Origin of the sequence: Mycobacterium sp. ENV421 (genome assembly GCF_002887815.1) — a bacterium.
Taxonomy (GTDB): Bacteria; Actinomycetota; Actinomycetes; order Mycobacteriales; family Mycobacteriaceae; genus Mycobacterium.
Window position 1 is genome coordinate 134,402 of record NZ_PDHO01000009.1, and the last position, 18,155, is coordinate 152,556.

The following is an 18,155-nucleotide window of genomic DNA, read 5'->3' on the forward strand; positions in this document are numbered from 1 at the left end:
CGGACGGCTACACTGGCGTGCCGTGATGATCACCCTCGACCATGTCAGTAAGCAGTACAAGTCGTCGGCACGGCCAGCCCTCGACAATGTCAGCGTCAAGATCGACAAGGGTGAGTTCGTCTTCCTCATCGGCCCGTCCGGCTCCGGCAAGTCCACGTTCATGCGGTTGCTGCTGGCCGAGGACACACCCACGTCCGGTGACCTGCAGGTGTCGAAGTTCCACGTCAACAAGCTCTCGGGCCGGCAGGTCCCGAAGCTGCGCCAGGTGATCGGCTGCGTGTTCCAGGACTTCCGGCTGCTGCAGCAGAAGACGGTGTTCGAGAACGTCGCCTTCGCCCTGGAGGTGATCGGCAAGAAGCCCGACACCATCAATCGCGTGGTGCCCGAGGTCCTGGAGATGGTGGGCCTGTCCGGCAAGGCCAATCGGCTGCCTGCCGAGCTGTCCGGCGGCGAGCAGCAGCGCGTGGCGATCGCGCGCGCGTTCGTCAACCGGCCGCTGGTGCTGCTGGCCGACGAGCCCACCGGCAACCTGGACCCTGAGACCAGTAAGGACATCATGGATCTGCTCGAGCGGATCAACCGCACGGGAACCACCGTGTTGATGGCCACCCACGACCACCACATCGTCGATTCCATGCGCCAGCGTGTGGTGGAGCTGTCCCTGGGCAGGCTCGTTCGCGATGAGCAGCGTGGTGTCTACGGAATGGATCGTTAAGTGCGCTTCGGCTTTCTCATCAACGAGGTCTTCACCGGACTTCGCCGCAACGTCACCATGACGGTGGCCATGATCTTGACGACGGCCATCTCGATCGGCCTGTTCGGTGGCGGCCTGCTGGTGGTCCGGTTGGCGGACCACTCGCGCAACATCTACCTCGACCGCGTCGAGACCCAGGTGTTCTTGACCAACGACGTCTCGGCGAACGACCCGACCTGCGACGCCGACCCCTGTAAGGCGTTGCGCGCCAAGATCGAAGCCCGCGACGATGTCCGGTCGGTCCGGTTCCTGAACCGCGACGACGCCTACAACGACGCGATCCGTAAGTTCCCGCAGTACAAGGACGTCGCCAGTAAGGATTCGTTCCCGGCGTCGTTCGTCGTCAAGTTGGACAACCCCGAGCAGCACAAGGACTTCGACGCGGCCATGACGGGCCAGCCCGGTGTGCTCAATGTGCTGAACCAGAAGGAGCTGATCGATCGGCTCTTCGCGGTGCTCGACGGGCTGTCCGCGGCGGCGTTCGCGATCGCGATGGTGCAGGCGATCGGTGCGATCCTGTTGATCGCCAACATGGTTCAAGTCGCCGCGTACACCAGACGCACAGAGATCGGCATCATGCGAATGGTGGGTGCCACCCGGTGGTACACCCAGCTGCCGTTCCTGTTGGAGGCGGTGCTCGCGGCGACGATCGGTGTGGTGATAGCGATCGTCGGGCTGATCGTGGTGCGGGCGGCGTTCCTGGAGAACGCGCTCAACCAGTTCTACCAAGCCAATCTGATCGCCCGGATCGACTACGCCGACATCCTCTACATATCGCCGATCATGTTCGGCGTCGGCGTGTTGATGGCCGGTCTGACCGGCTACGTCACGCTGCGCCTGTACGTCCGGCGGTAGCGGTGGCCAAGAATCCGGACAAGAAGCCCGACCACAAGGTGGTCGCCACCAATCGCAAGGCACGGCACAACTATTCGATTCTCGACACCTACGAGTGCGGCGTCGTCCTGCAGGGCACCGAGGTCAAAAGCCTGCGGGAGGGCCACGCGTCGCTGGCCGATGCGTTCGCCACCGTCGACGACGGCGAGATCTGGTTGCGCAACCTGCACATTCCGGAGTATCACCACGGCACCTGGACCAACCACGCGCCGCGGCGCAACCGCAAGCTGCTGCTGCACCGCAGCCAGATCGACAACCTGGTGGGCAAGATCCGTGACGGCAACCTGACCCTGGTTCCGCTGTCGTTGTATTTCTCCGACGGCAAGGTCAAGGTCGAACTGGCGCTGGCCCGCGGTAAGCAGGCGCACGACAAGCGGCAGGACCTGGCCAAGCGTGACGCGGAGCGAGAAGTGATCCGGGAGCTGGGCCGCCGGGCCAAGGGCAAGCTCTGATCGGGATCCTGCTCGCGCTGGCATCGGCAATCGGTTACGGCGTCAGCGATTTCGTCGGCGGTATCGCGGCGCGACGGGTCGCCGCTCTGCGGGTGGTCTTGGTGTCCTACCCGGTGGCGATGGTGCTGCTCGGCATCCTGGCAGTGGTGTTCGGCGGCACGATATCGACTCCGGCGGTGGTCTGGGGTCTGCTGTGCGGCGTGAGCCAGGCGTTCGGGGTGTGGTGGTTCTACGCCGCGCTGGGCTCCGGACCGATCTCGGTGGTCTCGCCGTTGACCGCGGTTCTGGTGGCTGCAGTGCCGGTCAGTGTGGGACTCGCGATGGGGGAGCAGCCCGGTGTGATCGCCGGGGTGGGGACGGTGCTGGCGTTGATCGCCGTGGTCCTGGTCAGCAGGCAAGCCACCGACGAGGATGTCCGGCCGCACAAGTTCACCGCGGCGGTGGCGTGGTTGACGGTGGGCTCGGGTCTGGCGTTCGGCTTGAATTTCGTTCTGCTGCACCAGGCTCCGGCCGACGCTCACCTGTGGCCGTTGTTCTTCGCCCGGGTCTCGGCGACCGCGATCGTCCTGCTGGTCGCCGCGTTCAGCGGTAATTTTCATGCACCACGGGGATTTCCGCTCAAGATGGCGGTGTTTGCCGCGCTGCTGGACACCGTCTCCAACGTCGCGACGCTACTGGCGCTGCAGGCGACGATGCTGTCCTTGGCCAGCGTGCTGATGGCTCTCTATCCGGCGGCCACAGTGCTGCTGGCGATCGTCGTCTTGCGTGAGCGGGTCACCCGCTGGCAGGTGCTGGGCATGGTGATGGCGTTGGTCGCCGTCGGGATGATCTCGGTCCGATAGTTCTCGTCCGTCCCGACCTCTGCCCGCACCTTCCAGACGTGTGGTCCCTTTCGGGCCGCCCCTGATCGCTCACTTGCAGGAAGTGCGCTTCCGATAGGGGAAATCGTGCCCGGCGCCGGCCGCGTTACACGCGACAGCTACCGCAGCGTCTCGCTCGGCACGTCGTAGCGGTCCTGGTAGGCCCGGACCCGCTCCCGTAATTCGGCGGCATCGAGCCCGGTGTCGGCCCAGGTGTAGCGGTTGCCGCCGCCGTCGCCGGGGTTCGCCGCAAGATGGGCGCGCATGCGCTGTTCGGCGACCGGGGTCAGCTCACGGCCCAGGCGTTCATAGACCGCGCCGATGGTGGCGAACGGGTCCTGCATGAAATCGACGAACCGCACATTGACGACGCGATCCTGGCTGATTACGCCGTCGTCCACCCACTTCATCAGCCGGTCGAGTCCCAGAATGTTCTCCGCCGCGCACTGTGCGGCCGCGCGCTGGACGGTCGCGTTGTCGCTGGCCAGTTTCTGTAGGTGAGCGATCAACGCGCTGATCGAGGAGATCACCACCAGCGGGTCGCGATGGGTCTGCACCAGGATCGCGTCCGGATACTCGGCCAGCAGCGTGTCCAGGGTCCACAGGTGGGCGGGGCTCTTCAGCAGCCACTGGCCCGGCACCCCGGACTGCAGGTGCTGCAGATACTGACGGTGGTAGCGGTAGGCGGGCGCATGGTCGGCCTCGTACATCAGCCAGTGCTGGTAGTTCGGCAGGCGGTACTGGGTGGGGAAGATCATGCTGCAGAACGTGCCTGCGGTGATCCGGACGCATTCCTGGCCGCCGCGCGCGCTCATGGGATGGAACTTCATGAAACCGGGCATCAGTTGCTCGGTCATTTCCAGCTGGGCTTGGGTCTCGTCGATGCGCGGGTCGGTCAGGTAGGTCTCCGGCTGGGGGACCGGGAAGGGGTGATCGACCTCCCACGTCAGCGGCGCCCGCAGGTCGGGATCCTGGCTGAGCAGGTCGTAGAGGATCGTCGTGCCGGTGCGGGGCTGGCCGAGGATGAAGATGGGTTGGGTGATCCGCTCCTCGGCGATCTCGGGATGTTCGGCCCGCCACGCGGTGATCTGCAGGCGGTTGCGCAGCGGCACAATCACATCGGCGGCCGCGATCTCCACGCCGAGCGGCGAGAGGTCCGCTTCGGCGACCAGGTCGTCGACCATCCGCGACAGGTTCTCCCGCCAGCCGTCGTCGGCGCCGAAGTCGTCGCTGCCGGCCAGTTCGCAGGCCTGCTCGATCAGCTTGGCGGGGTCAAGGCGGGCTTGCACCGCACTCGTCATTTCTGAACCTCCTTGTCCAGCAGACGAACTGTCACATCCGGGGCATTCGGGTTGTCCAGCCAGCGGACGACGATGAAACCGCGTCGACGTCCACCGGTATCCAACCAATGGCCCTCGCCGGAGTCCTGCGCCCCGATCGTGAGCCGGACGTATCCGTCGGGATCGGGGGAGACGCCCTTGTTGGTCACCGAGCTGGAGCGTAGCAGCGGCTCCAGGCATTCATGCCAGATACTTTCCAAAGTCACTGACCAGTAACGGGTTTCGGGCGGGAGGAAGGTCAGCTGCAGGTTCTGATGTGGCTCGAGATCGAACATGCCGAGCATGTAGAGGTTGTCCGGTGTGGTGTTCTCACCGCCCAGGTTCTCCGCGCCGGAGGTGATCAGAATGTTGGGGGTGTCCAGCAGGTCGGGGCGCACCGTGCGGTGCAGGGTGGTCAGCTTGACGATGGTCCAGCCCATTGCCGTGAGCTGTGCGGCCAGGGCCTCGTCGCTCAGTGGCGCCGGCGGGGGAGCCTCGCCAAGCAACGAGATATCAAGCTGCACAGGGATTTCAGTGGCCGGATCCGCGATGTAGTCCCGTACCACGATCGACGTCGCGTCCCCGGGGACCTCGATGAACTGTGCTCCGGCGAGGTCGTCGGTCGGGCGGGTGGCGGCGAAGACAATGTTGAACCGGCCGTGGGCGTCGAGGACCAGATCGCGGTCGGAGAGGTAGTTGCTCATCCGGCGTGGATTCATCCCGGTGCCGGCCAGGACCTGGATGCCGAGGTAGGTCGACGTGCCCCTGGTGCCGGTGACGCGGTAGGCCCGGTCACCGCTGATCATGGCCAGCGGATAGGCGCCGTGCGGGTTGGGGCCGCCGACGAAGCGCGAGGGTGTGCACATGTCGACGAAATGCGGATGGTCCGGGTCGATGTCCACCGACAGCTCGGTGCACAGCGCGGTCACCCGGTTCAGCACGCGCAGTCCCTCGAGCATTTCGCGCTCGTCGCGGGCGTCCTCGGTGATCTGGGCGGTCAGATCGTCAAGAACTCTACGGACGAATCCCCATGCTTCCAGCGACTTTTCGGCACTCATGCGGTCCTCAATTCTTGATCGGGCACGGGGTCATGGAGTTGACCGCGCGGGAGATTCGGTCTGATAGCAATCCGCCGTCGCGCAGCCAGTCGTCGAGCGAGATCCGCACCGACGCCATCGCGAGGGCGCCGATGAGACGCGGGCGCGGGTCATCGACGGTCAGGTCGGGCAGCCGGGGCGCGATCGCTTCGGCGATGGCGGTTTCGAAGTTGAGGTAGCACAGCAGCGTCCAGGCCCGCAGGGTCAGCGAGTCTCGGGTCTGGCGTTCGATTTCGGCGATGCTGCTCTCGACGACGCTGAAGCCGGGGGTGAGTTCGGCGAACGCGGCGCTGAGTGCGTCGTTGACGGACAGGTCGGCTGGTTGGCGGCGCAAGGCGTCGGTGATGGCGGCGATCCAGGTCGAGGTGAAGCCCTCGGCGACGGCGTACTCCTTGGACTCGAAGTACCGGAAGAACGTCGCCCGGGCCACGTCGGCGGCTTCGGCGATCTGCTCGACAGTCGTCGCGCTCAGCCCGTTGTGCATGACCAGCTGGGCGGCCGCGGTGGCGATTCGCTCCCGCGTGCGCTGCCGTTTCCGGACGCGCAGACTTTCAGACATCGTCTCACTGTAGACAAAGTCTCATTTTCTGTTCGCCCAAACCGACAAACCACCGGGGAAGTGTGAGTAGATCGCTGCAGAACGTCGATCTGGACGCGGGATTAATGCACTTCAGTTCGGGGTTACACCTCGCGTAACATGGATTGTCCGGCCGTACCTCGGCCGGGGTGCGAGGGGCTGATCGGTTTCGACTTCGCGCATCGAATCAAGGGAAGCGTGCCGGTGCAGGCAAGAGACCACCGTAAGCGTCGTTGCAACCAATTAAGCGCCGATTCCAATCAGCGCGATTACGCTCTCGCTGCCTAAGCGAAGCTAATCCGTCAGACCGGGACTGCCCTCGACCCGGACCCTGGCGTCATCTAGAGGGACCCACCCACGGGTTCGGTCGCGGAACCCGTGGGGACATCAAACAGCGACTGGGATCGTCATCCTGACTTGTTCGCGAGATCAGGAGATCCAAGTAGAGACATAGCGGACTGCGCACGGAGAAGCCTTGAGGGAATGCCGTAGGACCCGGGTTCAATTCCCGGCAGCTCCACCGAAAGATGCTGGTCAAGGCCCCCAGATCGGGGGCCTTTTCCATGTCACGTCCGCATTGCACTCCACGTATTCGCCAACGTGACTGCGAGTCCAACGGGCCAGCACGTATTGGCGGTCCGGATTGGCGAGTGAATGTGGCTGTGGCTAGTCGATGTACACGATCAAGACTGTGCCCTGGGCATTCACGCCGGAGCAGCGCTTCGATCCCGGCCACACGTTGGTCGCCGACTCTATGCAGGTCATCAGATAGGACTGGTGGGTCACCGGGCTGTAGGCCAATACGGTGGTGCCTGGTTGCGAGTACCACGCCGCCCGGACGCTGTCTGCGAAAGCGCAACTGGTCTCGTCGGTGGCGACACCAGTCAAGCCTGAGGGGCAGATTCGGAAGTTCTCGACAGTGCTCGGAGCAGGGACTGGGGCTGGGCGTGGCGCAGGTGGCGGCGGTGCGACAGGGGTGGGTGTCGGCATGTCCTGAACCGCGAACAGGAACGCGCCGGGTGCGGCCTCCCACAGGGTCTTGTCTCCGTCTGAAGTGACGTCGATTGGTACGTCGTGTGACGTCCCGCGCGAGGTCTTCACAGTCGCGATGCCCTTGTATTCGTTGCCCGCCTTATTGACAAGGTCGACGTGAACCACCATGAGGTGCAACGGCGAGAGGTCTGGATCTGTGTCTAGCTTGGACTGCATCGAGGATTGCACTTCCGCGGCGACCTGGTCGGCCTGGGCCGCCCTCGGCGCAGCCGTCGTGGTCGGTGTAATCGTCGGCGCGGCCTTTATGCCTTCCCCGGAGGGCGTCGACAATACGAATACCGCTGAGCCGACGGCGATTACGACAGCCAGGCCGAGTACCCATAGCGGCCAGAAGCGTCGCGACTTCTCTGTCGTGTGCGGCGCAGTCGGCGACGATTCTGGGAACTCCTGGGCTCCAGTGGGTGGTCCCGGTTGAATTGCGCCGTCCCACCGGCTGCCGTCCCAGTAACGGGCGCCCTGACCACCGAGCGGGTCGGGATACCAGCCTGGCTCAGTCATTTCCAGTGCTCGCCGACCGTCGTGATCAACCAACGAGGTGCGCGCATCGGCCTAGTCCTTGTAAACCTTGACGATGACGGGGGACCCGCTCGCCACTGTGGCGCCGGGTGCGGGTTCGATACTGACGACCGTCCAATTCTTGGCCAACAGCACCATGGAGTACTTCGGGTTCGCCGACGCCAGTTCAACGTTCGTCAGGCCCAAACCTTCAAGCTGTGCCCGTGCGATCTCGGCATTCTGACCCGTGACGTCGGGAATGGTAATGTCCGCGGACGCGGCGGTGGTTGCTGTCACGGCAGGGAGTGAAGTCAATGGGGCCTGTGCGGTTGCCGGCGCAGGACGAGTCGATGTCACCGTGACGGTTTGGGCTGGTGTGCTGGTCGAACCGCAAGCTGTCAGAGCCAAACATGACAATGAGACTGAGACAGCGACGATGGCGAGATTCCCCCGAATTTTCATCAGCGGATCGTAACGTCTTGCTGGGAGCTGGCTGAGCGAATCCTGCAGAGCAGGTTCACCGCAACCGCGGCCTAGTCCAGCGCCGACGCGGTCACGATGACCTGGTCGAGCATTTGGTGTTAGCCCGCCTGGTCCAGGCCGAGCGCGCGGATCACCTCTTCATTGCTCCGGCGGCCAGCGACATGCGTTGGTCGGGGTCGACGTCGAGAAGGGCTTGTTGTGGGTTGGTCAGGGACCAATAGCCAGTCTCCGCCGGCACTGAAAGTGCCGGGGCTGAGCAGTACGCCGCGAACACTGGCGGTGCTATCAAGCAGCTGCGCTAACTTCTGCAAAGCCACCCGTAATTCATGGGCCAACGGCGACCGCGGCTTCGGAGTACGTCTCACCTCCGGGCGTGATGATCTTGAGGCCGTCCCGTGTCACGACATATCGCGTTCCGTCGGCCGGGTTCACGGCGATGAATCCACCTGTCTCAGTTCGTTTTGCGGGGAGCTCGATCTGGCCGCCGTCTGATATTCGGAGGCCTCGGTATTCGTAGACTTCTGCTGGGCTGTCGTCGGGACAGATGACAACTCTCGACTGTGCTGTGAGGACGATCAATGGTGCTGTGTCCATGCAGCGTGGACCGGCGAGGAAACCAGCGTCGTCTGCGCCGGGAACCGGAAACGTCGGCGCTGGCGGCGGTTGATTGAACGGGGCGGCGAAGAGGAATGCCCCCGGCGGGGTTTCCCACAGGGTGTTGGCACTGTCGGACGTCACGTCGACCGGCACTTGATGATCGGCGCCGTCGCGGCTCCGCACTGTGGCAATGCCTTTGTACTCGTTGCCGGACTTCTGAACGAGGGTCACGTCGATAACCGTCAACCTTGCTCTTGCGAAGTCTGGGTCGGTGTCGAGCTTGTGCTGCATCGATATTTTTACGTCTGCTGCGGCCTTTTCAGCCGACGACTGCTGCGGCGAGGGGGCTGGCGCGATCGACGTGACGGTGGCCGGCACCGGGGGAGCGGCCGTCGGCTTCTCGCTGAATTGCAGAGTTAGAAGTGTCGCTCCAACGGCTGCGCCGACCGCTGTGACCGCAACGCCCAGCGTCCACAACCACCGACGACTCGGCTCGACCACATGAGGCTCGGTCGTCGGCGACGCCGGCTCGGGGTATTCCTGGGCCGATCCGTCCCAGCCGGTGCCATTCCAGTAACGTGCCGCCGGCCCACCCGACGGATCGGGATACCACCCCGCTGGCTGAGACATCCGACCCCCTGACACGTTCTGGTGCCAGAGATTACGCCCCTGTGAGGCTGCGGACAGAGGGATCGACAGTCGTGACACGTCCGTGTGGACCGCGTCCACGCTTCGCTGGGTTTCGTCAAGTCGCACCAGGTCCGAGAGTCATGCGATGCCTTAATTCGTGAGATTGCTTCCCCACCTGCTTTCGTCACTACATCTTGAAGCTCGGCACCAGCCGGGTCAGGTTCCACAACTGGTTGCGCCGGGCCGCCAGTGAGGTCAGCAGTATTGATCCCAACCACAGGCCGGCCATGAAGATCAGCGACTGCCATAGCCTGCCGTCGATGCCGCCGAGGATCAACTGGCGTAGTCCGTTGACGCCGTAGGTCATCGGGTCGAGCCGGTGGAAAGCCTGGAACGGCTTGGTGGTGGTCTCGACGGGATAGAGCCCGCCGGCGCTGACCAGTTGCAGCATCAGCAGCGTCATCAGCAGCACCTTGCCCAGCACCGGGCCGAGCAGGGCGCTGATCGCCTGCGCCACCGCGATGAAGGCGCACGACGCCAGCATCATAAATCCCAGCATGGCCACCGGATGTTCGGCGTGTACACGCAGCGCGAAATGCACGACGCAGTACAGGATCACCGCCTGGGGGATCCCGATCAAGACGGCCGGCAGGTAGCTGGCCAGCGTCACGCGGAGCGGGCTGATCTCCGCGGCGATCGCGCGGTTCTGCAACGGGCGGAACGCCATCCACAACAGCATCGCGCCGAAGAACAGCGCGAGCGTGAGGAAGAACGGTGCCATCCCGGTGGCGAAGTTGGGCGCCGAATTCTCGTGTGAACTGGTCAGCTGAACCGGACCGCCGATCGTGTCGGCGATGGCGTCCTTCTGCTGGGGACTCCAGTCGGGAACCTTCTGCGCGCCCTCGGAGAGCTTGGTCGCCAGCTCATTCGCCCCGGAACTCAATTGTGCCGTGCCGGATTTCAGCTGCCGGGCACCGTCGTCGAGTTTGACGATGCCGGCGTTGAGCTGTGCGTTGCCCGACGCCACCTGCTGGGCGCCGTCGCGCAGTTGGTTGAGTTTGTCGGTGAGTTCCTTGCCCTTGGCCGAGATATCGGTGAGCGCGGAACCGACGGGACCGCCCCCGTTGGCGGCCGCACGTGCCTTGTCGAGCTTCGCCTGGATGTCCGCGGTCCGCTGGTGGGCCAGCAGTTGATCGCGGGTGTCCCGCAGTTTCGCGGTGGCAATCACCGACACCGGATCCTGGTTGGCGGACAGGTTGTCGATGATCGAGGTAAGCGACTGGGCGGCAGTGTCTTGCGCCCCGGCGATGGTGTCGAGCTCGTTGGACGCATCCGTCAGTGCTGACGAGCTGTCCTGCACCTGGCCGTTGACCTGATCGCTCTGAGTGCCGATCTGCGCCAACAGATTGGTGATCTTCAGCAGCGGATCGGTGGCGGTGTTGATGCCATCGGACAGCGTGCGCGAGCCGGCGGCCAGCTCCGCGGACCCGCTGCGGGCGGTATCGAGGCCGCTCGCCAACTGGCCTGCGCCGGTGTCGAGTTGGGCCGCTCCGTCAGAGAGCTGACGCGCTCCGTCGGCCGCCTGTTTGATGCCGGCCCCCGAGGTGGTGATCACCGACAGCACCTGGTTGACCGCCTGCCCGGAGATCCTGCTCGATACGGCGTTAAGCACCTGCTCCAACGCGGTGTGGCCGATGCTCGACGAGATGTAGTTGTTGGCGTCGTTGTATTCGGCGATCAGCTGCGCCTTGCGGGGACTGCCAGTGGTGGGCGAGGCGATGGCCGCACTGAAGTCCGGCGGCAGTTCCAGCATGAAGTAGTACTTGCCGTGCGCCACCCCGTCGCGTGCCTCGGCATCGTCGACCAGGTGCCAGTCCAGGCTTGCGTCGTCGGTAAGGCTGTCGGCGATCTGGGAACCGACGTTCATCCGCTCTCCGGACACGGTGGTGCCCCGGTCCGAATTGACCAGTGCCACAGGCATTTTGTTCACGTGGCCGAACGGATCGGAGTACGCCCACAGATAGAGCGCGCCGTAGGTCAGCGGCATAAGCATCAGGACGACGACGGCGATCCGTGTCATCCGATTGCGGGCGAAGCGTTTGATCTCCGACCCCAGGGCAAGTCCGCCCACCATCTCCTAGTCCTTTCCCGCGATGTTCGGGATATGTACGTCATGCTCGGGTGCTTGCTCGCCGAGCGAATTCGTCACGCCCACAACGACCAGACGGTCGGCGGCGATGGCGCCAAGACGTTGCACCGCCTGCGCCCGTCGTCCGTTGTCACGAACCTGTTCGAGGTCACCGACCACCAGCACCGGTCGGTCCGAGCACAGCGCCAGGGCGATCTGCAGCAGGAACGTCTCCAAGTCGCCCAGGTCCCCGATGTAGTCGGTCGGTTTCGGGCGTTCGATGTCGCCGAACGCCAAAGCCAGTACATCTCGGTCGGCATCGGCACTCGACCGCCGGAACAGGGGAGCGAGCCACCGGCGCTGCTCGGTCACGACCGTTCCCACGGTCACGGCCTCGTCCAGATCGTCGATGTCGCCGAAGGCCGCGATCGCGCAGTGCTTGCGGATCGCCCGCGGCGCGGTCTCACCGAACACGGCGACAGTGCCTGCGCTCGGTTTGAGCCGGCCGGCCAAGGTGAGCAGCAGTGCCTTCTGGCTGTGGCCGCCGGGCATGTGCACCGCGTGCAGGCCGGGGCCGAGGTCCATGTCGACATCGCTGAACAGCGGGCTGTGCTCACCGTCGACCGTCAATCCGCGCGACACGATGATCGCCTCGCCCTCGGGAAGAACCAGCTGAGGAGGGACCGCGGTGCGTCGGCTCATGGTTGCCTCCGGGATGTGTACATGATTCAATACGATATGCATCCAATACGGAATGTATCGAGTCTGAAGGACGATTTGCGGTGAAGGTCACAGAGGCGCGGACAACCCGGCGGCGCACGAACACCCGGGCCCGTTTGATCGAGGCCACCGACGAACTCATCCGGGACAGTGGCCGGACCTGGTTCAGCGTCGAGGAGGTGTGCCGGGCCGCCGGCTACACCCGTGGGGCCTTCTACTCGAGCTATGACGACATGGAAGCTCTGCTCTTCGAGGTGTACGAGCACCAGAACGACGCGCTTGTGGAGCGGCTGCGGAGGACGGCCGCGCCCCTGCTGCGAACCGAGGGCGTTCTCGAAACCGACCGTGTGGTGCGCCAATTGCTGAAGGCGGGCGTCGCCGATCAACCGCGCATCGCCCTGCATGCCGCGCTGGTGGCTCGTGCTGCCCACCAGCCAGAGATCGCCCACGCCCTGGACGCACAGGTCGAACGCTTCCGTGAAGGCCTGCAAGGGATCTTCGTCGCGCTGATCGCCAAGACCGGCCGGACCATGACCGTCACTCCGGAGGCTTTCACTCGTGCGCTGATGGCCGCCCAGGCCGGCGCGTCCGGCCAGTTCCTCAGCGATCGTGCCGCCACCGAAGAAGTCCGCTACCTGACCGCGCTGGCCGTGGTCGAAGGACTGTCGGCCTGACGAGGGCGCCCAGCTCAAGCCGCAATTTCCGCCGTATTTTCTTTGCTGTCAATATCTTATCAACGCATGACCGCGGCACCCTCGCAGCTCATCAGGCCGGCGGAGGGGTTAGATTGAAGCATGCCTATTCGCTGCATGCGTGGGCACCCGGTGGGGAGCGACCGGTCAGCCGGTCGCTGGGTCGGGCTGGTTGCTTCGCCATTGTTCGTCACGAGCGCACTGCTCGTCGGTCCTGTCGCGCCACCACTGGCGTCCGCTGCCGACTGTCCTGACGCCGAGGTCGTCTTCGCCCGCGGCACCGACGAGCCTGCCGGGATGGGCCGGGTCGGCGACGCACTCGTCGACGCGCTGCGCAAGCAGGCGCCCAGCCTGAACATCGACACCTACGCGGTCAACTACAAGGCCACCAAGCTGCAACTGCACGGCGGCGACGGCGCCAACGACGTGATCTCACACATCAAATCGACGGTGTCGTCCTGCCCGGATACCAAGATCGTCCTCGGCGGATACTCACAAGGCGCCAGCGTGATCGACATCGTTGCCGGCGTTCCGGTGGGCGGCATCCCCTGGGGGAGTTCGCTGCCGCCGGAGTACGTCAAGAACGTCGTCGCCGTCGCGACCTTCGGCAATGTGGCGACCCGCACGAATCAAGCGCTGCCAACCACGAGTGCGCTGCTCGGCGCCAAAGCCATCGACCTGTGTAATCCGGCTGACCCGATCTGCCACGCGGGCCCGGGCAACGAGTGGAGCGGCCACACCGAGGGCTACGTCCCCGGCTACACCAACCAGGCGGCCTCGTTCGTCGCGGCCAAGCTGCTCGCCGGGATCAGTCAGCACATGCCGGGTTACGGCAGCGCGCCCGGATATGGCCCGACGTCGCCCTACGGGCCGGACTCGATGTACGCGCCGCTGCCCGGATCCGGGCCCGCGACCTCGCTGCCCGGGCCACTGCCTCGTTATCCCGCGGAGGTGCCGAGCTATCCGTCGCAGCTACCCACGACCAGCCCGACGACGGTCGCACCCAGCTCGCCGTCGTCCGGCACGGGATTCGTGTAACTCCTCGATTCACGACGTGCGCGAATAGCGCCGTACTCTTCCACCGTGAACGCGATTGACCCCGACAAGCTCAATACCTGCCTGCAGGTGTTGGCCGACGTCGAGTCGCTGCCGCCCGAGCACCCCGATGCCGTTGCCGTCCGTCGGGCCACCGCGGGCATCTTCAAATCGGTCAGGAAAGCTCGCCGCAAAGCGAAACGCGACGAAGTCGCGGCCGCCGACCGCGCCGTCATCGCCGCTACCGCGACCGGTGCGCCCGGCCGGATCGACGACGAGACGGCCGGCCTGCCGTTGGTGTCAACGGCGGCAGGGGCCTCGGCGGGCACGTTGCTCCGGTCTCGGGCCTGCTACATCTGCAAAACCCACCACACCGTCGTCGACGCCTTCTATCACCAACTCTGCCTGGAGTGCGCGGCGCTCAACCGCGCCAAGCGCGACGCCCGCACCGACCTCACCGGCCGACGCGCACTGCTCACCGGCGGGCGGGCCAAGATCGGCATGTACATCGCCTTGCGGCTACTCCGCGACGGGGCTCACACCACGATCACCACCCGGTTTCCCAACGACGCCGTGCGCCGATTCGCCGCGATGCCCGACAGCGCCGACTGGATCGACCGGCTGCGCATCGTCGGCATCGACCTGCGCGACCCGGCTCAGGTCGTCGCGCTCGCGGACAGCGTGGCCGCGCAGGGTCCGCTGGACATCCTGATCAACAACGCCGCCCAGACGGTGCGCCGAGCCCCTGGCTCGTATGCGGCACTCGTCGAGGCGGAGCGGGCCCCGGCGCCCGAACTCGTCGACGTGGTCACCTTCGACCGGGTGAGCGACGCCCACCCCGCCGCGCTCGCCGGCAGTCTCGCCGACCATCAGAGCCCGCACGCGTTGACAGAGTTAGCCCTCACCGCGCGCAGCGCGTCGCCCGAGCGGATCGCGGCAGGCACCGCCATCGACGCCGGTGGCCTGCTGCCCGACACCGCGGCGATCAACAGTTGGACGCAGCGCGTGCACGAAGTCGACGCGATGGAACTGCTCGAGGTTCAGTTGTGCAACCAGACTGCGCCGTTCATTCTGGTGAGCCGGCTGCGCCCGGCGCTGGCGTCGTCACCGGCCCGCCGGAAATATGTCGTGAACGTGTCGGCGATGGAGGGGCAGTTCAGCCGCGCGTACAAGGGTCCCGGGCATCCGCACACCAACATGGCGAAGGCTGCTCTGAACATGCTCACCCGCACCAGCGCCGGTGAAATGCTGGAGCAGGACGGCATTCTCATGACCGCCGTCGATACGGGCTGGATCACCGACGAGCGACCGCACCCGACCAAGCTGCGGCTTGCCGACGAGGGATTCCATGCGCCGCTCGACCTCGTCGACGGCGCCGCCCGGGTGTACGACCCGATCGTCCGGGGCGAGTCGGGCGAAGATCTGCACGGCTGTTTCGTGAAGAATTACGCGCCCAGCGACTGGTGACACCTACCCGCTAACGGGCGATACCGGTACGGCTCAGCCTGCGCCGAAGGTGCAACGCCGCGATTGTGACCGGGTTCTCGAACAGCGGAAGCTGCCGCAGTCGCCGGCGCACCACCGAGCGACCCAGGAACCCGGCGAGGACGCCCAGGACGAAATACCCCCGGCTGCGCCGGTTGGCCTCGCGCCGCAGCCCGGCGACGTAACCGCAGACCGCGGCGAGCGCGGCGGTCGTCAAGACCACCACGATCATCAGCCCAACCGCGTCCACGGGAACGATCACACCATCGTTTGTGCCACATCCGCATGGGTGAGGAGAAGGTCGTGACCGAACCGAATACCTAGCGTTACCGTCAATTGGTTAGGAACTCGGATCCGAGTTCCGTCGGAGACTATGTGTGAATGGCTCGTTCGGTCAGGCCGTCTTGGCTAGGCTCCGGCTTGGCAAGCAGCGCGGACCCCGTCTACGAGTCCGATTCGGAGCAGACGATATGGCCAACATTGTCCTCGTCAACCCTCGTTTCGAGGTGTCCTACTGGGGCTTGGAACACGCACTGCCGCTGCTCGGCAAGAAGTGCAATGTCCCGACCGCCTGCCTGCCGTTGTTGGCTGCCCTGACGCCGCCTGAGCATCACGTCACGCTCGTCGACGAGAACGTCGAGGAGATCGACTTCGACACGCTGGCGCAGGCCGACATCGTCGGGCTCACCGGCATGATCGTGCAACGCCGGCGGATGCTGGAGATCATCAACGAGCTCAAAGCCCGCGGCGTGTTCGTGGTCGTCGGCGGTCCGTGGGTCAGCGTGCAGGAGGACTACTTCGACGGTCTGGCCGACGCGATCTTCGTCGGCGAGGCCGAGACCACGTGGCCGCAATTCCTCGATGACTGGAAGCACGGCCGCCATCAGTACCGCTACGAGCAGGCCGAGCGCACCGACATGACGACCGTGCCGGTGCCGCGCTATGACCTGCTGAAGACCAAGAACTATGTATTCGGCAGTGTCCAGTTCAGCCGGGGATGTCCGTTCCAATGCGAGTTCTGCGACATCATCGTCACCTTCGGCCGCAAGCCGCGGCTCAAGACCAGCGCCCAGGTGATCGCCGAACTGGAAGCGATGCGCGCGGCCGGACTGTCGATCGGCTTCATCGTCGACGACAACCTGATCGGCAACAAGGCCGCCGTGAAGGTGCTGCTGCAGGACGTCCACGCCTGGCAGGAGCGTGAAGGCTATCCGTTGCAGTTCTTCACCGAAGCGTCGCTGAACCTGGCCGAAGACGACGAGCTGATGGAGTTGATGGTCGCCGCCAACGTGACGGTGGTGTTCATCGGGATCGAGAGCCCCAACGAGGATTCGCTGAAAGAGGCCAAGAAGTATCAGAACGTGAAGAAGGGCGGCACGATCGTCGATCGCGTCCGCAAGGTGCAAGACGCCGGGCTGGAAGTCTGGTGCGGCATGATCGTCGGCTTCGACAACGACGACACCCGAATCTTCAAGGAGCAGGCCGACTTCATCGGCCAGACCGACATCATGCACGCCATGGTGGGCATGCTCGCCGCGATCCCCAAGACGCCGCTCCACGCGCGGCTGAAGGGTGACGGCCGCCTCGACCTCGACGACGAGCAGACCTTCGGCACCAACGTCATACCGCTCAACATGAGCCGAGACGAGCTGCGCGACGGCTACATCGGTCTGATGCGCGAGCTCTATGATCCCGACTTCTACTTCGATCGTCTTGAAAGCCTCTATCTGACAAGGGAATTCGATTTCGGGCGGGCTCGCAATGAGTACCTGCGCCGCCATCCCTGGCGACGCAGGCAGGCCCAGCTCTTCGACGCCGCACGGGCATTCGGACTGTTCCTGCTGCTGATGAAGAACGTTCCCGACGCGCAGCTACGCCACATCTACCGACGCCGGATGTGGAAAATGCTCCGCAGCCGCCCGAACCCCGGTGTCTTGTTCGTCAGCGTGGTCAAGTGCGCGACGCACTACCACCACTACACGATGTCGCGGGAGATGTCCGAGCGCCGGACGCTGGTCAATACGTTCTAGTTCTGGGGCTGCTGGCCGTTGCTGCCGGCGATCTGCTCCAGGAACTGGACGGCCAACACCCGGACGGGCACGTTCGTCTGCTGGCTCTGCTTGCGCAACACGTCGAAGGCCGCGTCGGGGTCGATGCCGTGCATGGCCATCAGCACGCCCTTGGCCTGCTCGATCGGTGCCCGGCTCTGCAGCACCCGCTGGATCGACTCCGCGGTGTCGCGGGCGGTTTTGAAGCGGGCGAAGTCGCCGATCGCCCGAGACACCGCCTTGGTCAGCAGGTCGAGGATCTCGGCGTCGAGGCCGTCGAAAGCGTGAAACGCCCTGCCGTACAGGTTGAACGAGCCCAGCGTCAGGTCGTCGGTGAACAGCGGTGCCGCCAGGAAGCTGTGGATGCCCTCCTCGCGGGCGGCGTTCGCGAAGCGCGGCCACGCGGCCATCGCCTCTTCGGAATCCAGCTGCACGGTGGTGCGGGTGCGTGAGGCATGCAGGCAGGGGCCTTCGCCGGCGTCGTACTGCTCGGTGTCGATTCGCAGGGTGCGCTCGTCGGTGTGCACCGCGGTGTAGGTCAGCCCGCCCAGGTCGATTGTGATCCCCGTGCAATCGGCACCCTGGATGGCTTCCTGTGCGATCGGGGCGACGCGCTGCAGCAGCGACAGCAGCTCGTCCTCGTCATTGACGCTGCGACCGGCGTCGACCAGTAGACGGCCCAGCTGGGCGGCCGACATGGCGTTGCGGGTGGCGGCCTCGATGACAACCTCGGCCGCCTGCTCAGCGTCGGTTCCATCCAGCGGCTCGGCCGGGATGGAGTCCTCGACGCGCGGGTCGCTGTGCTCCATGGGGTGAGTGTCCCACCTTCGGGACTT

At 65.1% G+C, this 18,155-nt stretch carries 18 protein-coding genes, 1 other RNA gene and 1 pseudogene; 9 read left to right on the top strand and 11 right to left on the bottom strand.

Annotation, left to right across the window (positions count from 1 at the left end; all coding sequences use genetic code 11):
• Positions 1 to 25: 25 nt before the first annotated feature.
• Genes ftsE through CRM90_RS13810 form a run of 4 tightly spaced genes read left to right on the top strand, consistent with a single transcriptional unit; the run spans position 26 to position 2,942 of the window.
• Entirely contained in the window at positions 26 to 715 is a 690-nt protein-coding gene (gene ftsE / locus CRM90_RS13795; protein ID WP_036339815.1) for a cell division ATP-binding protein FtsE, read from the top strand.
• Positions 716 to 1,609 carry a permease-like cell division protein FtsX gene (gene ftsX / locus CRM90_RS13800; protein ID WP_102807507.1) on the top strand — a complete coding sequence of 298 codons (894 nt, stop codon included), beginning with the start codon at positions 716 to 718 and terminating at the stop codon, positions 1,607 to 1,609.
• A 2-nt stretch (positions 1,610 to 1,611) separates the two neighbouring features.
• On the top strand, positions 1,612 to 2,100 hold the full coding sequence (gene smpB / locus CRM90_RS13805) for an SsrA-binding protein SmpB (RefSeq protein ID WP_102807508.1): 489 nt from the start codon (positions 1,612 to 1,614) through the stop codon (positions 2,098 to 2,100).
• Positions 2,097 to 2,942: an EamA family transporter gene (locus CRM90_RS13810; protein ID WP_502693272.1), complete on the top strand. Its 846-nt coding sequence runs from the start codon at positions 2,097 to 2,099 to the stop codon at positions 2,940 to 2,942. Before smpB ends, CRM90_RS13810 begins: the two co-directional genes overlap by 4 nt.
• Before the next feature lie 137 nt (positions 2,943 to 3,079).
• On the opposite strand, the gene CRM90_RS13815 is transcribed toward CRM90_RS13810, so the two are convergent.
• From CRM90_RS13815 to CRM90_RS13825, 3 genes are read right to left on the bottom strand one after another with little or no spacing between them, the layout of a single operon-like run.
• Positions 3,080 to 4,261, bottom strand: coding sequence for a sulfotransferase family protein (locus CRM90_RS13815; RefSeq protein WP_102807510.1), 1,182 nt, complete (start codon positions 4,259 to 4,261; stop codon positions 3,080 to 3,082).
• On the bottom strand, positions 4,258 to 5,337 hold the full coding sequence (locus tag CRM90_RS13820) for a DUF1214 domain-containing protein (RefSeq protein WP_102807511.1): 1,080 nt from the start codon (positions 5,335 to 5,337) through the stop codon (positions 4,258 to 4,260). The genes CRM90_RS13815 and CRM90_RS13820 overlap by 4 nt, the downstream gene beginning before the upstream one ends.
• A gap of 7 nt (positions 5,338 to 5,344) precedes the next feature.
• Complete coding sequence (locus tag CRM90_RS13825; RefSeq protein ID WP_102807512.1) at positions 5,345 to 5,935, bottom strand: TetR family transcriptional regulator; 591 nt, start codon at positions 5,933 to 5,935, stop codon at positions 5,345 to 5,347.
• A 173-nt stretch (positions 5,936 to 6,108) separates the two neighbouring features.
• Here CRM90_RS13825 and ssrA point away from each other — a divergent pair.
• Positions 6,109 to 6,476, top strand: a transfer-messenger RNA (tmRNA) gene (gene ssrA, locus CRM90_RS13830).
• A gap of 143 nt (positions 6,477 to 6,619) precedes the next feature.
• Here ssrA and CRM90_RS13835 read toward each other — a convergent pair.
• The 6 genes and pseudogenes from CRM90_RS13835 to CRM90_RS13855 all read right to left on the bottom strand — a co-directional run bounded on the left by CRM90_RS13835 (position 6,620) and on the right by CRM90_RS13855 (position 12,041).
• Complete coding sequence (locus CRM90_RS13835) at positions 6,620 to 7,504, bottom strand: DUF2510 domain-containing protein (RefSeq protein ID WP_102807513.1); 885 nt, start codon at positions 7,502 to 7,504, stop codon at positions 6,620 to 6,622.
• Between the two features lie 51 nt (positions 7,505 to 7,555).
• A complete protein-coding gene (locus tag CRM90_RS30495; RefSeq protein WP_158249016.1) occupies positions 7,556 to 7,798 on the bottom strand; it encodes a PASTA domain-containing protein in 243 nt (80 codons plus the stop codon).
• Positions 7,799 to 8,308: 510 nt separating this feature from the next.
• Positions 8,309 to 9,082: a hypothetical protein gene (locus tag CRM90_RS13845; RefSeq protein ID WP_233209310.1), complete on the bottom strand. Its 774-nt coding sequence runs from the start codon at positions 9,080 to 9,082 to the stop codon at positions 8,309 to 8,311.
• Positions 9,083 to 9,115: 33 nt separating this feature from the next.
• Positions 9,116 to 9,211 (bottom strand): annotated as a pseudogene (locus CRM90_RS31455) (DUF2510 domain-containing protein); the annotation flags it as partial.
• Between the two features lie 187 nt (positions 9,212 to 9,398).
• A complete protein-coding gene (locus CRM90_RS13850; protein WP_102807516.1) occupies positions 9,399 to 11,345 on the bottom strand; it encodes a YhgE/Pip domain-containing protein in 1,947 nt (648 codons plus the stop codon).
• Between the two features lie 3 nt (positions 11,346 to 11,348).
• Positions 11,349 to 12,041, bottom strand: coding sequence for a hypothetical protein (locus CRM90_RS13855; protein WP_102807517.1), 693 nt, complete (start codon positions 12,039 to 12,041; stop codon positions 11,349 to 11,351).
• Between the two features lie 80 nt (positions 12,042 to 12,121).
• On the opposite strand from CRM90_RS13855, the gene CRM90_RS13860 reads away from it, so the two are divergent.
• The 3 genes from CRM90_RS13860 (at position 12,122) to CRM90_RS13870 (ending at position 15,253) form a co-directional block, all read left to right on the top strand.
• Positions 12,122 to 12,733 (top strand): TetR/AcrR family transcriptional regulator, encoded by a 612-nt coding sequence (locus CRM90_RS13860; protein ID WP_158249017.1) that lies wholly within the window; start codon positions 12,122 to 12,124, stop codon positions 12,731 to 12,733.
• Positions 12,734 to 12,868: 135 nt separating this feature from the next.
• On the top strand, positions 12,869 to 13,789 hold the full coding sequence (locus CRM90_RS13865) for a cutinase family protein (RefSeq protein WP_102807519.1): 921 nt from the start codon (positions 12,869 to 12,871) through the stop codon (positions 13,787 to 13,789).
• A gap of 45 nt (positions 13,790 to 13,834) precedes the next feature.
• Positions 13,835 to 15,253 carry an SDR family NAD(P)-dependent oxidoreductase gene (locus tag CRM90_RS13870; RefSeq protein ID WP_102807520.1) on the top strand — a complete coding sequence of 473 codons (1,419 nt, stop codon included), beginning with the start codon at positions 13,835 to 13,837 and terminating at the stop codon, positions 15,251 to 15,253.
• A 10-nt stretch (positions 15,254 to 15,263) separates the two neighbouring features.
• On the opposite strand, the gene CRM90_RS13875 is transcribed toward CRM90_RS13870, so the two are convergent.
• A complete protein-coding gene (locus CRM90_RS13875) occupies positions 15,264 to 15,533 on the bottom strand; it encodes a hypothetical protein (protein ID WP_102807521.1) in 270 nt (89 codons plus the stop codon).
• A 208-nt stretch (positions 15,534 to 15,741) separates the two neighbouring features.
• Here CRM90_RS13875 and CRM90_RS13880 point away from each other — a divergent pair, with 208 nt between their 5' ends.
• Entirely contained in the window at positions 15,742 to 17,301 is a 1,560-nt protein-coding gene (locus CRM90_RS13880) for a B12-binding domain-containing radical SAM protein (RefSeq protein ID WP_102807522.1), read from the top strand.
• On the opposite strand, the gene CRM90_RS13885 is transcribed toward CRM90_RS13880, so the two are convergent.
• Entirely contained in the window at positions 17,298 to 18,128 is an 831-nt protein-coding gene (locus CRM90_RS13885) for a GAF and ANTAR domain-containing protein (protein ID WP_102807523.1), read from the bottom strand. The two genes, CRM90_RS13880 and CRM90_RS13885, sit on opposite strands and share 4 nt — an antisense overlap.
• Between the last annotated feature and the right edge of the window lie 27 nt (positions 18,129 to 18,155).

Excerpts from the sequence above, each read along its gene's own strand:
- CRM90_RS13855 (WP_102807517.1), bottom strand. The coding sequence starts at position 12,041 with ATGAGCCGACGCACCGCGGTCCCTCCTCAGCTGGTTCTTCCCGAGGGC.
- CRM90_RS13835 (WP_102807513.1), bottom strand. The coding sequence starts at position 7,504 with ATGACTGAGCCAGGCTGGTATCCCGACCCGCTCGGTGGTCAGGGCGCC.
- CRM90_RS13880 (WP_102807522.1), top strand. The coding sequence starts at position 15,742 with ATGGCCAACATTGTCCTCGTCAACCCTCGTTTCGAGGTGTCCTACTGG.
- CRM90_RS13865 (WP_102807519.1), top strand. The coding sequence starts at position 12,869 with ATGCGTGGGCACCCGGTGGGGAGCGACCGGTCAGCCGGTCGCTGGGTC.
- CRM90_RS13820 (WP_102807511.1), bottom strand. The coding sequence starts at position 5,337 with ATGAGTGCCGAAAAGTCGCTGGAAGCATGGGGATTCGTCCGTAGAGTT.
- CRM90_RS13885 (WP_102807523.1), bottom strand. The coding sequence starts at position 18,128 with ATGGAGCACAGCGACCCGCGCGTCGAGGACTCCATCCCGGCCGAGCCG.
- CRM90_RS13825 (WP_102807512.1), bottom strand. The coding sequence starts at position 5,935 with ATGTCTGAAAGTCTGCGCGTCCGGAAACGGCAGCGCACGCGGGAGCGA.
- CRM90_RS13815 (WP_102807510.1), bottom strand. The coding sequence starts at position 4,261 with ATGACGAGTGCGGTGCAAGCCCGCCTTGACCCCGCCAAGCTGATCGAG.
- CRM90_RS13850 (WP_102807516.1), bottom strand. The coding sequence starts at position 11,345 with ATGGTGGGCGGACTTGCCCTGGGGTCGGAGATCAAACGCTTCGCCCGC.
- ftsE (WP_036339815.1), top strand. The coding sequence starts at position 26 with ATGATCACCCTCGACCATGTCAGTAAGCAGTACAAGTCGTCGGCACGG.